Annotated in this window: 10 protein-coding genes and 1 pseudogene; 3 read left to right on the plus strand and 8 right to left on the minus strand. The window is 50.3% G+C overall.

Annotated features, from left to right (window positions below; all coding sequences use genetic code 11):
- The first annotated feature begins 109 nt into the window (after positions 1-109).
- Positions 110-841 (plus strand): FkbM family methyltransferase, encoded by a 732-nt coding sequence (locus tag BLR00_RS01250; protein ID WP_081346609.1) that lies wholly within the window; start codon positions 110-112, stop codon positions 839-841.
- An 87-nt stretch (positions 842-928) separates the two neighbouring features.
- On the plus strand, positions 929-1,849 hold the full coding sequence (locus tag BLR00_RS01255) for a glycosyltransferase (protein ID WP_074630445.1): 921 nt from the start codon (positions 929-931) through the stop codon (positions 1,847-1,849).
- Between the two features lie 197 nt (positions 1,850-2,046).
- Here the strand turns inward: BLR00_RS01255 and BLR00_RS01260 are convergent, their stop codons facing one another.
- The 8 genes and pseudogenes from BLR00_RS01260 to BLR00_RS01300 form a co-directional block, all read right to left on the minus strand.
- Positions 2,047-3,399, minus strand: a complete 1,353-nt coding sequence (locus tag BLR00_RS01260; protein WP_074630446.1) for a phenylacetate--CoA ligase family protein — start codon at positions 3,397-3,399, stop codon at positions 2,047-2,049.
- Between the two features lie 7 nt (positions 3,400-3,406).
- Positions 3,407-4,525 (minus strand): glycosyltransferase family 4 protein, encoded by a 1,119-nt coding sequence (locus tag BLR00_RS01265; protein WP_074630447.1) that lies wholly within the window; start codon positions 4,523-4,525, stop codon positions 3,407-3,409.
- Positions 4,525-5,738, minus strand: a pseudogene (locus BLR00_RS01270) (TIGR04063 family PEP-CTERM/XrtA system glycosyltransferase). Before BLR00_RS01270 ends, BLR00_RS01265 begins: the two are co-directional and overlap by 1 nt.
- Before the next feature lie 66 nt (positions 5,739-5,804).
- Positions 5,805-6,953 carry an acyl-CoA dehydrogenase family protein gene (locus tag BLR00_RS01275; protein ID WP_074630448.1) on the minus strand — a complete coding sequence of 383 codons (1,149 nt, stop codon included), beginning with the start codon at positions 6,951-6,953 and terminating at the stop codon, positions 5,805-5,807.
- Entirely contained in the window at positions 6,953-8,512 is a 1,560-nt protein-coding gene (locus BLR00_RS01280; protein WP_074630449.1) for an amino acid adenylation domain-containing protein, read from the minus strand. The genes BLR00_RS01275 and BLR00_RS01280 overlap by 1 nt, the downstream gene beginning before the upstream one ends.
- A gap of 12 nt (positions 8,513-8,524) precedes the next feature.
- Entirely contained in the window at positions 8,525-8,776 is a 252-nt protein-coding gene (locus BLR00_RS01285; RefSeq protein ID WP_074630450.1) for an acyl carrier protein, read from the minus strand.
- Positions 8,777-8,832: 56 nt separating this feature from the next.
- Positions 8,833-11,367, minus strand: a complete 2,535-nt coding sequence (locus BLR00_RS01290) for an SGNH/GDSL hydrolase family protein (RefSeq protein WP_074630451.1) — start codon at positions 11,365-11,367, stop codon at positions 8,833-8,835.
- A 445-nt stretch (positions 11,368-11,812) separates the two neighbouring features.
- Positions 11,813-12,934 carry a GtrA family protein gene (locus BLR00_RS01300; protein ID WP_074630453.1) on the minus strand — a complete coding sequence of 374 codons (1,122 nt, stop codon included), beginning with the start codon at positions 12,932-12,934 and terminating at the stop codon, positions 11,813-11,815.
- 946 nt (positions 12,935-13,880) lie between these two features.
- Here BLR00_RS01300 and BLR00_RS01305 point away from each other — a divergent pair.
- Positions 13,881-14,633, plus strand: a complete 753-nt coding sequence (locus BLR00_RS01305) for a GNAT family N-acetyltransferase (protein WP_107797615.1) — start codon at positions 13,881-13,883, stop codon at positions 14,631-14,633.
- Positions 14,634-14,636 lie beyond the last annotated feature (3 nt).

A 14,636-nucleotide genomic window follows, 5' to 3' on the forward strand; every position in this document is an offset into this window, starting at 1 on the left:
ATCGATTTCAACGAGCTAACCGCCTTAGACCTATACACATAGACAGTTCGTATACTCGCACAAATGAGCATGCGTTACTCAAGGTTATCCGATTACTCAGGAGATTAATTTGACTGAAGATGCCTTTACAGTTATGGCGCATGCGGCGTTAAAAATTGGAATCAGAATCCCTGAGGCTCAACCCGTCAGGCGACTTTACGAGCAACAATATTTATGTGATTATCTTTTGAAGTGGGGAATAAATTGCGTTTTCGATGTAGGCGCAAATAATGGGAAATATGCGCACCATCTTAGAATGATGGGCTACGAGGGATATATCTTTTCTTTTGAACCTATTCAGAAGGATTATCTTGAATTATCTCGTTTATCTCAAGAAGATGCACGTTGGAAGACTTTTAATTTTGCGTTAGGCAACGAACATTCAAGAAAACCATTTAACATTATTGAACAATCCGGTACCGTTTTCAGCTCTTTTCTAGAGCCAAAGTTCCAAGCAAAAAAAAACGTCGAAATGATTGAAGTCAAACGCTTGGACTCAATATTTCCGGAACTTGTATCCGGGATTGAGAATCCTCGTGTTTTTCTGAAAACAGATACTCAAGGCTATGACATAGAGGTAGTTCAAGGTATTGGAAATCGTATTGATGACATTATTGGTCTACAGGCGGAATTATCTGTAACACCGATATATGAAGAAAGTCCGCATTACACAAAGTCTTTGATGTATTTTGAGTCGCTTGGTTTTTCTCTCATGAACCTATTTGTCGTCAACCGGGGAAAGCATGGCAGCATATTGGAATACGATTGCTTGATGACTCGTCTTGAAAGATTCATTGCGTAGCTATTATTAGTTGACTGCAATAGCGGCGAACACGACCGATAGTATTTTTAACTGGATTATCCACACTGATCTTGGAATTGCCATTTAATGCACCTGGACCCAACCGCTTTCACTGATACGTCAAGGCGGCGAGCAATTGCTGTCTTCGCTCACAATGAATCCCGCAAGATTCTTGGATGCCTTGAGGCCTTGCGTCTCTCCCCTCTTCTTCCCAACACAACCTGCTATGTAATCGCAAATGGTTGCAACGATGATACAGTTGCTCACGTGACTGAATACGCACTGAAGGCGCCATGGGTAAGAGTCATTGTATTGGAAGTCGGTGATAAGGCGAACGCATGGAATCACTTTGTCCACGAGATTGCTCCTGAAGCCGAAAGCTATTTTTTTACGGATGGAGACTGTCAGGTCGAAAATGGATCGCTGCAACAGCTTGAAGAATCGCTCTTGAGCGACAAAAATGTCAACGCGGCCTCCGGCGTCCCGAGCCATCACAATATATCACTCGGTATTTTTCGGCACGACATTATCATGCATGGCGGATTTGCGGGTAACCTGTACGCACTCTCTCAAGACTTTGTTGGCCGGTTGCGGGCGCAACGCATCCGGCTCCCTCAAGGCCTGATTGGAGATGACAGCCTGATAGGGGCTTTAGCATTATGGAATCTTGATCCGAGCAAGGGGTGGAATCATGATCTTGCACGGGTTGTCCCAACCGCAACTTTTCGTTATGAATCCATAATGTGGGCTTCAGTTTTTGACCCAATGTTTTATATTCGCCGATTAAGACGCTACAGTCTGAGATATTTTCAGAACCAGTTGATCAGGGCACGCATAAAGCCGTCGGGCTTATCGGTACTGCCCGATCATATTGAAACCCTTTACCTGGATGCCAAGAATCACGAGCTCATTCCAAGGTCGTCCCTAAAACACTATATTTTCGACCGCTGGGCAGTCCGGGCTATCGGAAACGCTCGCGATACATTAATGGCAAAGAGAGCTCCCTAACCGCAGGCTCCATATTGATTTCGGACTAAGTGAGTCGGCAGACCAGCTACGGCCCTCTTCGAATCGCTCTACCATTCAGGATTGCCAATTCCATCCACTATCTGAACCACGCGATGCTTTCTATTGCAAGCCTCCCATGAGACCCTATGCACTATAGACTATTAGCCCATGGGATGTCATGGAAGAGACATTTTTCATTAACCCGGAGCAACCCTGCTCACCACATAGCGGAACTTCCCTGATTTTTCTGCCGGAATTTCCGTGACTTCCTCGACTGCTATCCTCACCCCTTGTCCGAGCCGGGCTTTGAACCCTGACTTGATTTTCTCGACAAGTTCCGGGGAGAGCCCCTCCTCAGAAACCGTTAGTACGCGGGTAGAATCCAGGCTTTCCTGAATGATCTTAAAGGCCAGAATCTGCGGCAAATCGCGCAGGATATAAATCAGGGCCAGACCATGCATCACTGTACCATTCCGGGCAACTAGAAAATCAGTACTACGGCCCTGGATTTCCCTGAGTAAAGGAAGCCCTCGCCCGCAGGTGCAGGGCTTACTATCCAATACACCGATGTCGCCAGTACGATAGCGGATGAAAGGGAAGTCTCGGGTGGCAAGGTGGGTCACGACGATCTCCCCCGCCTCGCCATAAGGTAAAGATGCGCCCTGTTGATCCACGATCTCGACGATAATGTCCTCGGCGGTGATATGCATCCCGCCCTGGGGACATTCATGTGCGATAAAACCCGCATCGCGGCCGCCATAGCCGTTCGCCACCGGGCAACCAAAAATTTTACCGATCTGTTGACGCTGTTCATCGTAGAGCCGTTCCGACGTCACAAACGCAACGCGGATGCCCAGGTCATCCATACGCTGTCCCTTTGCCGCGGCATGACGGGCGATATGAGATAGGGCGGAGGGGTAACCAAAGAGCATTTTTGGCCGCACGCTCCGAATCTCATCGAGGAATTGATCAAGTTTTTGCGCCGACATCTCGAAGGCAGGAAGTAGTCTTGTCCTGAGCAGCCGGTCGCGCAGGGCACGTACCCCATCCTGCGCGCCGAGTTCGATGGGCGAACCCCAGACCACGATCTCCGGGTCGCCGATATCCACTCCCCACCAGCGGGTGGCGCGCCATTTCGCCGCGACGTCGTGACTCACACGTTCTTTGCCAATGTAAAAGATCAGCGGATCGCCGCTGGAGCCGCCCGTATTGAAACGGGCAAGGTGCCGGGCATGCTCCGACTTGAGCGCCTCGACATTGTGGCGAATGATGGTTTTGTCGAGAAGCGGCAGGCGGGCAAGATCGGATAGCGAATGGACATCTCGCGCTTTAAAGCCAATCTTCGTGAAGAGCTCGCGATAGTAGGGTACGTGTGCTTCGACGTGCGTAAGCAGCCGGCACAGCCTGGAAAGCCGCAGCGCTTTCAGGCGCTTGTCTTCCCACCACTGGGAGACTTCCATCTGCTCACGCACCGTAACACTGTCGTGCTTCTTGAAACGCTCGTGGAGGGGGAAAAACAGCCCCGAGATCAATGATGTGTATAAGCCCATAACTTAATCAGCCTTCACCATCCACTAACGGCTTGTTTGTTTTTGCCAGCACCTGTTCGTAAACTGCCAGCAATCGGTCACGCACTTGCGGCCAGGTATACTGCTGCACCGACGCGATGCCCGCCTCACGGATTTTCCTGGCTCTGGCTGGTTCGTTGAGCAACGTAAGAATGGCGCCAGCCATGGCTGCCGGATCTTTTACAGGCACCAGCAAAGCGGTTTCTCCATGCTCCACCAGGTAAGGTACGCCTCCTACATCCGTGCTGACAACCGGGACACCGCTAGCCAATGCTTCCAATATCGAAATAGGCATATTATCGGCGAGGCTGGGATTCACCATGATATCGGCGCTACGGTAAAGATCGGCCATGCCTTCATTGTCAATCCGGCCCGTAAAAGTTACCGCATCCGCCATACCGAGCCCGGCCGCGAGCTTCTCAAGTGCCTGCCGCTCCGGACCGGTGCCGGCAATGGTAAGTGTCGCCGTGGAAAATGTTTGTCTGACGATACTGAAGGCACGCAACACCGTGGCATTGTCGTAGATTAACTCCAGATTGCGGGTAACGATGATATGCGGGGTATTTGTCCTCAAGAGAGCAGCTACACCGGTCTCAGCGGAAAAGCGGCTGAGGTCGATAATGTTGGGTACGATGCGGGTCTGAAAACCGCGCTTCCCAAACACAGTTTCGAGAAAACCCGAAGGAACAATGATCGCATCTGTCCGGCGCAAACTGGGTTTGATCCAGGCAAAGGATTTGTCAAAGAAAGCATCCGCTTCGCCCCCCCGGTAATTAACGATGACCGGTATCCCCCTGATCCTGGCTATCCAGATTGCGGGGGCGGCAAAGAGGTGCCATGACCACCCCGAATTCGCCATCACATGAAATAACCGCACATTAGCCGCGGATTGCCATAAATGAGCCAGATAAGGTATAAGCCGGAATGCCGCCCTGATCCCCTTGAGTCCGCCAATCCAATATGGGCGATAAGGACGGTTAACCTGAACCACTTCCACCGTGGCGCCTTCTGCGCGCAACAATTTTGCCAATTGCAATGTTTGATTCGCCATCCCTCCGGAAGGTGGAGGCAGGGGTCCCACCAGTCCGATGCGCATGCCCGATGCCATCACTCTGAGTCCTTGCGAACAAGTGGACCGTATACATCTTTATAACGAGCCACGCTGCCTAGCCAAGTTCGCTGTGTCTCCACAAAGTTTCGGGCCGCGGCCCGAAGACCGGGCCACAGGTCCGGTCTGTCAAGAAGGTTCAAAACCTTGGCTGCTAAGGCGTGAGGGGCGCCTGCCTTGAAAAGGATGCCGGTTTTTCCGTCTTCGATCAGTTCGAGATGGCCCCCCACATCCGAAGCCACGACAAGCCGGCCTTGCGCCATGGCTTCAAGCGGCTTGAGCGGTGTTACAAGATCAGTGAGCCGCATCCGAAGCCGTGGGTAGACGAGTACATCGACCAAATTGTAATAACGCTGCACTTGATCATGAGGAACACGGCCGACAAAGATTACCTTGTCTCCCAGATCCAGCTGCATGGCAAGCGCCTTCAATTCCTGTTCCTGGGGACCGCCGCCAACCAGCAGGATGCGAATGTCCGGATTGCTGGAAAGCATCTCCGGAAGAGCCCGCAACAGGATATTCAGGCCTTCATAAGCATAGAAAGAGCCGATGAAACCGAGCAGCAGCTTGCCATCAAGGCCGAGGTCTTTGGCGAGTTGCAAATCGGGAGAATCGTTCAGGCTAAAATTTTCAATTTTACGGCATTGGGTATGACAGTAACCTTTCCCGGCGCGATACCCCGCCCAAGGATGTCGCTCCGCAGCCCTTCGCAGATGGTGGTGACAGCATCAACATGCTTCAGTGCGTAACTCTCCAATCCTCTGGTAAGGCGATATCGAATGCCCCATTCGCGGCTGGTACCGTGGTCCACTGCAGCGTCTTCCCAGAAAGCCCTGATTTCATAGACGACTGGAATACCCCTACGCCGACCCACCCGCAAAGCGGGTATGGCATTCAGGACAGGGGAGTGAGCGTGCAGAATATCCGGCTTGACGATTTCAGCTACCTCATTCAACCGGTGAGTCAGACGATCGATGACGGCAGTCTGGTTCAGGACGGGCAGTTTGGACGTGAGACCGATCGCAGGTGGAGTGCGATAAAAATGCCATCCATCGGCATCCTCTTCAAGCACTCCGCAATTTCCCTGCTTCGGCCCTGTCAGATGGAAGGTTTCCCACCCCAGCGCACGCTGTTCCTTGAGAATCGACAAAGTACGAAAAGTATAGCCACTATGCAGTGGAAGGGAATGATCGAGGATATGAAGAATTCGCATTAATATTCTTAGATGGAAACGTTTTATTTTTAATCAGACTCAGTAAAACGCGGATCATAACTCCATCTAAAGCCCCAGCCAGCGCGCAATAATGTTGCGCTGCATCTCCGAAGTTCCTGAATAAATGGTACTTCCGATTGCGTCACGTAGCGCACGCTCGACTTCGTACTCAGCCATATAACCGTAACCCCCATGAATCTGAACAGTATCGAGTGCTGTCCTGACGAGAGATTCACTCACAAACAACTTGGTGATCGCGGCATCCAACGATGCGCTCTTTACATTATCAAGACGCCACGAGGCCTGATAGGTCAGCAGACGTGCGGCCTCAAGCTGTACCTTCATATCAGCAATCTTGTGCGCTACCGCCTGGAATTTTCCGATTGTCTGGCCAAATTGGGAGCGTCTGCGCGCACGTGCGATCGACGTTTCCAGAAGACGCTCCATTGTGCCAACATGGGCCGCCACAAGCAGGATGCGCTCCCAGTCCATTGCCGTCGCAAATACGTGTGAACTTGCACCGACAGTACCCAATACTGAGGCTTGTGAAACATACACATTCTCAAGCCTCAGCCCGCTTACCTGCGCGGTACGCAAACCCAATTTTTCGAATTTCTTATCTGCAGAGAAGCCGGGCGTATCTTTCTCAACGAGGAAAGCAGTGGTGCCTCCGTGAAAACCTTTTTGTGGATCGGTTACCGCAAATATGATCGCAACATCCCCCACAGGTCCATTTGAAACAAAAGCCTTGATCCCGTTAATACGCCAGCCATCGCCATCTCGCTCCGCACGCGTACTCATCGCAAATGGATCAGAGCCCGCGTTGGGTTCGGTTATGGCATGCATGCCAATCAAGCGGCCATCGCAGAGCCCAGGGAGGTAGCGCTGCTTCTGCTCGTCGGTACCATGTTTCGACAGCGGGACTACACAAGCAAGGACGTGCGCACAAATGGAAAATACCAGGCCACTATCGTGACAACCGTAACCCAACGCCTCCAAACCCATCGCACATGATAAGGCATCAAAGTTGCCACCGCCGTACATACGATCAGCGGGAAGACCCTGAATCCCAGCCTCGGCACATTTGCGCCAAAGATCGCGTGAAAACGCCTGATCAGCGTCACGGGCAATGACATCGTCGTTCAACTCTCGTCGCGCGAATTTGACGATCCCGTCGCGCAAACTTTTTTGTTCCGGGGTAATGGAAAAATCCATTAAGACATCTCCTTCAGACATTGGTAGTCGATTTTGTCGGTGGAGGTTTTGGGCAATACTTCACACCAGACGAATTGATCTGGAATCATGTAGAGCGGCAAGTTTTCAGAACAAAAACGCTTTAATTCAATGATCGATGGATGCTTTGTCTCGCGACAACTCAGAAAAGCCTTGATCCTGACTCCCGCCTCTTCATCGCTAATTGCGACCACAGCGGCCTCTTTGACCAACGCGTGACGGTACAATCCAGCCTCGATTTCTCCAAGTTCGACGCGATAACCCCGACGCTTGACCATACGATCCCGCCTCCCCTGGTAAATATAGTTGCCGTCCTCCGCTTCAACGACGACATCTCCGGTCCGGTAGAAGCGATCCGAACTATCGGCCAGGAAGGCATGGGATGTTTGTTCATCCAGCGACCAGTAGCCTCTCATGACGCCACTTCCACTGATGCAAAGTTCCCCCGCCACGCCAAGCGGTACTTCACGCCCACTCTCATCGACAACTTTTCCTGCCAGGTGGGCACAAACCTTGCCAATAGGAAAGGGAACCGTGCGTTCTTCCGGGATGGGTAAAGACAATTCGTAAGATGTACATACGTTGGTCTCGGTCGGACCATACAGATTGAAATACCTGGGCTTTGGCAATAGCGTTGTCAAAGTTCGTAAATGCCTGACAGGAAAAACCTCTCCTGCGAACAACACCAGACGAAGGGCTGAATAATCCCGATGCGCAAGATTTCCGTACTGTGCCAGCAAGCTGAGAATAGACGGCGCGGAATACCAACATGTAATTCTTTGCTCGGCAATAAGGGGCGCCAAACGGACAGGATCTTTGCCAATTTCTTCAGCCACCAATACCAGGGCGGCGCCGTGTTTTAATGGCAGATAAATATCAAGGATGGAGAGGTCGAAATGGAAAGGCGCATGAGAGGAAAAGCGATCGGTTTCTACCGGTTCAAACACGCTGGAGCACCAGTCGACGAAACTCACTGCATTCTCGTGAGTCAACATAACGCCCTTGGGTTTGCCTGTCGAACCGGACGTATAGAGAATATAGGCCAGGTCATCGGACTCCGAAGCCACGGTATCCATTACAGCCGGATACTGTGAGCCCGCGCGATCCAGTGCCTGGTTCAGCCCTTCTCCACCGCCAGTGCGTTGAACAAGAAAAAATGGGGGGACCGAACCCAATCGCTGCAATTCGTCCCGAAGACATGCCTCAAAGCGATGCTCCGTAAAAATAAGCTTTACCGTGCAATTATGCATGATAAAGGCATTACGTGCCGGCGGCGCACCTGGATCCACTGGAACATATACCCCGCCAGCCTTGAGAATTCCGTAAATGATTGCGATCGTATCGATCGACTTGCGCATGTATATACCGACACGGTCGCCGATCTGCACGTCATTATTGTAGAGGTTATCCCGCACACGATCAGAGAGTGCTGCGAGTTCCCGATAGGTAACGCTTCCCGCGCCGGGCTCAATCACCGCCGTGCGCTCGGGGTAGCGCTGAACAGCTTGTATGAGGAATTGATGCAAAGCGCAATGTGACATGACGGTAAGCGCTTAGGATTGCTTCGAGAGGATAAGCTGTGTAATCGAAGCAATGGTATCGAGATACTCCGGGTCGGTTTCGTGCGCCTCCACTTTTATGCCGAATTGTTCTTCGATGAACAGCACCAGCTTGATCGTTGCAATGGAATCAAGTACGCCGCCTGTAATAAGAGGTGTTGTATCCGTCAGTTCGTTGGGATCTTCACCGGGAAGGAATTCCTTGAGAATAAACTCTTTTACGGCAGATTGTATATCCTGGGTCATTTTCTTACCTCCTATCGTACGGCGATTAAGATGTCGGGATGAAATCCATGTAGGCGTCAGTGTTTCAACGCGTTCCTGGGGCTATTGAATATTACGTCGCGCTTCTTGCGCAGTTCATCGTACAACCGCGATGCTATTAACGTATGGCCAAGCACATTCGGGTGGTCATCCCACTCCGCGAGACGGATGGTGGTGATGTCCTGTCCGCTGTATACATCGGCCAGATTGATAATGATAAAACCAGCTTTCTCTGCCATGCTCAGGGTCTCCGGGGTTTCCTCCTGCCATGTTCCCTCTCTGACCTGAGGCAGAAAAATGAATACCGGCAAGGCGCCATTTTCTCGCGATCGTTCGACAATACGATGGTATGTCCAGGAAAGAATTTCATTGCTGTAAGGGTTGATTCGCTTCAGTGCGGCCGTTTCGTCCATATCCCGTGTTAATCCGGCCCGGGCGACAATCTCCCGTAAAGGTTCGAAAGGAATAACGACATTCTTTTGCGTCGCTTCAACAAGATACCTTGTTGCTCGCGATATCTCACGTCCCGTGGCAATATAAAAAATCGCGTTCGGTTCAAATTCGAGCGCTTTCTCGAGCGAAACAAGCTGCTGCAACGGCTGATAGCCCTGAACACCAAAATTGAGAATCTCATAATTCGCATAGAGATTGTCCTCGCGCTTCAGGCGATCCTCCACCAGCGCTTCGAATGTCTGCCCATCTGCCACCCCCCAACCCATCACTGAGGATGCGCCCAGCATTGCAATACGGTAAGTATTTGGCGGGGGTTTACGCTCATAATCCTGATCACGCATTCCCCAACGATTGATACTGATCACCCCATAGTTCGTATCCAGGACAACAGATGGCACCATTTCCGACTGGGCAAAGTCGCTGGTGAAACGCTTCAGTCCGGCATTGCCATCAAGCCAGGTTTGAGGTTTATTCGTATAAACCTCCCATAGCTGCGAATTGAAGCGATCGACTGAGAGCAGATTTTCATAGTAGCCTCTTTCAAGGTTGGCGGTATCCAGACGGCTAAGCCGGGCGGATCGCAACGAATGCACCATAGTTGCCACTTCAGCGCCAAGCCGTGTATGCACGGCTTCTATGCTCACGCCCACCAGGACAAACATCGCAGCCACCATAGCAGCCCTCGCTCGAATCCACTCCCGGTCCACACCCTCCGTTGAGCGAGTATTGCGAATTGTGCTGCCTTCAATACTACCCAGTACGATAACTACTAATATAATACCCGGGAAGATTAATGTATCGGCAGTCATCGGGCCTTCTAATGCGGACCATAATGAAAACCAGTCGGACAACGACTCGGCCGTCCAGAAAGACCACAGTACGCAAATAAACCAGAATGTGGCAAAAGATTTGAAAGTGAGCACGCCGAGGCTGCGCCACGTCTGCTTTGTCTTGCCAAGACTGCGGCTACGGCCGTACTTGAGTTCATAAAGCGCATTGAGCACAACCAGCACGCCAAGAATTGCCCAGAACAGGATATCTTGCAAAACCCACAGCATTGTGCCGCGTAACCAGAACCATTGATACGCATGTAAAAACCACGTCAGCATGAATACATATAGTGTCGCAACCACCATAGCCTTCGTCGTGCCCAGCGCACGCAGCCTGAATACCGCCGGATAATAAAAGATCTTCTGCATGAAATCTTTCCAATAAATATTTATGCGCCGCCAGAAATCGGTAAAGCTGGAGGCCAATAAATATCGATTGTGCGTTTCCGGAAGACGAAAACCAAACAGGTATAACATGCCAATTATCAAATGAAAAAGGCCGGATACTCTTAGATACAATAAAAAGTTTGCCACGAGATATTGAATCAGTTGCGCAGGACCGGTTACTTCCGACGGGGCCAGCGTAAGGTGGTAATAGACAAAACGATACAGAAGCAAGTGAATGACGCCACGCACTATCCAGTCGATACCAGTCTGATAAATGCGATAGGCATCGTCATCGTAATAATTTCGGCGAAAGGTTTTGTAATCAATGACCGGGAAAAGTGGGAAGCATACATTCGGCAACATGAAGAAATAGGATAATGTTTGCACCGGCGATGCTGGAGTCTTATCGTGTTGCAATTCGTAGATATAGACGATTAACCGGAACATGAACATTGAGCCAAGTATCGGCCATACCGCATCGGCTACCGGTCCATCAAGCCACTTTGCGCGCCACGCCACCAGAAGGGCCACTACGGCAAGAATCAGAATACCGCGTAACCTGAATGAGACCGGCAAATGACAGATGCCGATAAGTATCAGGCCTATTGTGATAAGCGACACACCATTGGCGATACCCAGTGTGGTAACAATTCCAACAAAGGAAAGCAGAAGGAAGAACGATAAGCGATGACGCAACGGAAGCAAAGCGTGTATTGCAAAACCGCTAAATGCCAGCAGCGCAAGGCGTAGAAACGCTGCGCTTTCAATCTGGAACTGTCGCAACAAAAGAAGGACTATGCCTAGTTGAAAAAGAATAAGTACATATTCCTTAATACCTATGCGTCCACTCGCGAATGCCGCATTCTCATGCCGAGACCCTATCTTAGTAACGATTGTGCTCATGCCCATGCTCAGAAAAAAGGTTTTTTTCGCTCGTCCTTCCGTCCAACGCTACACTCAACAGCATAATAGGGGAGATCGAGGACTGGCCGGAAACACTGATGGCTATACACAGCCTGAGACCATTTGCTTTGAAACGCCGAACAAGACAGGGATCGACGTCGTCGTAGAATACTTCTGCGCGCGGCCTTCGGGCCATGATTTTGTACTTCATCGCTATATCCTATTCCGCAGCTGAGCGGCAATCAGATCAGGCAGCATACTTTGTTAATTGTCCCGCCTTCACAGCCTGCTCCGCGGAAAATCCTCCAGCAATGGCTAGCATCCGTTATTTTTGCACTATAGCATACGGGCGGAAGACACTTATATCTCTTGGTGCATACCTTCATCCACTACCATAAGCTCCCGCATCCATTTTCAATGGGCGCGCTTTAAGTATGCCGCTGTTTCAATTCCGGGAGTCGGGGGCATGCTTGAATGTCCAATAAGAATTCAGGAAATAATTGATGAGCATCGCGGGGGCAATGCCCACAAGCTGGTGAATCTCTGGGGGTGTCGCGGGAAACAGTATTGACAGCACCACGAACGTGGAATAGCTTACCACCAGAGATACGAGAGATACCATATTGAATTTCAGACCCTTTATGCGTAAGTGGTCGCGGGATTTGCGCTGGCGAAAGGTCCAGTAGTTGTTCAGCAAGAAATTCGTGATGATCGACGCCTCGATCGAAATAGGTGAAGCAAGATACTTATTGACGTTCGCCTGAAGGAGCAGCGTGAACACACCAAGATTCACGATTACGCCGGACAATCCCACTACGGCAAACTTGATGAAAGTTTTCGAGCTATGCAACCGGATCCACCAGGCATTCAGGATAAACTCGATAATGTCCGAGATTCCAAGTTTGGATTCCCCTTCGGTCCGGTCAACAAAATCCACCGGAACTTCTTTAACAATCGCACCTAGAGACACCGCCTTATGAAGCAATGCCACCTGAAAGGCGTAGCCCTGGACACGAAGATCCTCAAATATGATTCTCCTTAACAGTGATGTCTTGATCGCCCGAAATCCCGCAGTACAATCGTGAATCTTGTAGACGCCCGCGATATAACGCCCAACAATATTTCCCCCCAGGGAATTCATGCGGCGCAGCACCCCCCATTCCTTCGGGATCGATCCACCTTTCACATAGCGGCTTCCGATTACAAAATCGGCTCCCTGATCAAGAGCGGCCATTAATCGAGGCACATCTTCCGGTTTGTGAGAGAAATCTGCATCCATCTCGAACACGACATCGGCCTGGAGCTTATCCATTGCATGAATCATCCCACGGATATAAGCCGCTCCAAGCCCAGCCTTCTGCCCCATCAACAAATGCACGTTAGAATAAGTCACTTGTTTCTCCCGCACGACATCCGCGGTTCCGTCCGGCGAAGTGTCGTCTACCACCAGAATGTGCATGTCATGTGGCATATGTCGAAACTGCACTTGTAATGCATCGATTATTTTACCGATGTTATCTCGCTCGTTATACGTCGGCAAAATCATCACTACGTTCAGATTCGCCATAGGGTCTGCGCCATAAGGGTCAATTTTTTAGTTCGTGGATTGGGGTTTGAACTACGACAATTAACGGTAGTTTGATGTAAGAACCGTGTTCCCAAAGCATATTTCAAACACGGGTTTGAATCCTGGAAGTTTGCGCAGCCTATGGTTAAGACGATTCACTCCGTTACACTTGGACTTGGGTAACACCAGAATACGGGATCAACTGATCGAATGTGGCTCTAATCGGATACCACTGATGATTGCTGTCATTCGATCTGAGGAATAACGTCATAACCAAGCGTTAGTTTGTTAATATAACATAACACTATGTGACAATCGTTACCTGCTTTGCCTGTGCCCACATGCTCCACCGAAGCTTCCGCATAGGTTCGAGAAAACCGGATAGCTCGGTCTCGAACTCCACTTGGGTGATATTCTCGCCGTCCAGAGAACGCCACAGCTAACAGCGTTCCGTATTTGGGTAGTTGAATCCAGAAAGGCAGGTGATAGCGATTTTAATTCCCAACACTCCCAGCCACGAAAACAAGGAATGGAATTCGACACGGAAAGTAAAAATACTGAAACGATCCGCCCATAATGCGCTGGAAAGTGAAGTCACTTTTCACTTTTACTTAATACTTCATACGACTTATAGTACTATTAGTAAATTTTATTAATGTGCCAAGCGCGCACCAAAATCAGAACAGGGCAAAATCTAATTTCTAGCGAAATAATCGCAAGTGTTTCCGGATAAAAGCGGCGTTACTCCAAGTACCGAAACGGCGGAATTTACCGGAATGTACGGGAAAAGTTCCAAAGTCAGCTGGAAGAGCCCTCGCTCGATCCCCGCATTCGACCTACCTGTTCAATAACCGCAGTAACCGGCATGGCAGATTAAAACTACTAAACCTCGATGGTCGCCCGTATTAGATTAGATGAGCGGGCTCATCAATGTGTTGCGAGCACAATGGTATCAATAACAGCCCGAAAGAACGCGTTTCACCAGATGTTGCAGCAATGGGGCTGGTTCAATGTCAGTCTTTTCGTGCTCAATAGAGTTTTGGTCATGATCTCTAAGGGGAACCTGCGATTATACAGGTATTACTTGATCGCGCAGCCGGTGGCAAAGACAAGCCTGCTTCCACCGGGCAGAGGCAAGAAAATAGAAATTCGAGTGATTCAGCCACATGACGAAATTACCCGGCAATTTCCCAGGCCAGCAGTAGCGATCGAGGCCCGATTCGAGCAGGGTGCAAAATGCCTGGTTGCGGTTAAGGAGGAACAATTTATTGGGTTCCTGTGGCTATTATTGGGGAGCTACCAGGAGGATGAAGTGCGTGCACGCTATACTCCGCTGCCCGCAAAACAGGCGGCGTGGGATTTCGATGTGTATGTGGCGCCAGACTCCCGTTTAGGGTTAACTTTTCCGCGGCTATGGGATGAAGCAAACCGCGTCTTGAGTGAAAACGATATTCTGTGGTCATGTAGCCGTATTTCCGCATTCAATATCGGCTCGCTTGGTGCCCATGCCCGTCTTGGAACGGTATCGTTGGGCAGCAGCATTTTTTTTTGTGCAGGACGGTGGCAAATCACGTTCGCCTCGATATCTCCTTATTTTCATCTATCTTTAAATCCAGAGTCCTTTCCGGAATTTTGTTTAAACACTCAGGGGCTCGGGAAAAACTCATTTGCCGACCACGACAAACCAACTATGGAGTGAGCA

This window comes from Nitrosospira multiformis (assembly GCF_900103165.1).
GTDB lineage: Bacteria > Pseudomonadota > Gammaproteobacteria > Burkholderiales > Nitrosomonadaceae > Nitrosospira > Nitrosospira multiformis_D.

Excerpts from the sequence above, each read along its gene's own strand:
- BLR00_RS01265 (WP_074630447.1), bottom strand. The coding sequence starts at position 4,525 with ATGGCATCGGGCATGCGCATCGGACTGGTGGGACCCCTGCCTCCACCT.
- BLR00_RS01275 (WP_074630448.1), bottom strand. The coding sequence starts at position 6,953 with ATGGATTTTTCCATTACCCCGGAACAAAAAAGTTTGCGCGACGGGATC.
- BLR00_RS01290 (WP_074630451.1), bottom strand. The coding sequence starts at position 11,367 with ATGAGCACAATCGTTACTAAGATAGGGTCTCGGCATGAGAATGCGGCA.
- BLR00_RS01260 (WP_074630446.1), bottom strand. The coding sequence starts at position 3,399 with ATGGGCTTATACACATCATTGATCTCGGGGCTGTTTTTCCCCCTCCAC.
- BLR00_RS01305 (WP_107797615.1), top strand. The coding sequence starts at position 13,881 with ATGGTATCAATAACAGCCCGAAAGAACGCGTTTCACCAGATGTTGCAG.
- BLR00_RS01255 (WP_074630445.1), top strand. The coding sequence starts at position 929 with ATGCACCTGGACCCAACCGCTTTCACTGATACGTCAAGGCGGCGAGCA.
- BLR00_RS01280 (WP_074630449.1), bottom strand. The coding sequence starts at position 8,512 with ATGTCACATTGCGCTTTGCATCAATTCCTCATACAAGCTGTTCAGCGC.
- BLR00_RS01285 (WP_074630450.1), bottom strand. The coding sequence starts at position 8,776 with ATGACCCAGGATATACAATCTGCCGTAAAAGAGTTTATTCTCAAGGAA.
- BLR00_RS01300 (WP_074630453.1), bottom strand. The coding sequence starts at position 12,934 with ATGGCGAATCTGAACGTAGTGATGATTTTGCCGACGTATAACGAGCGA.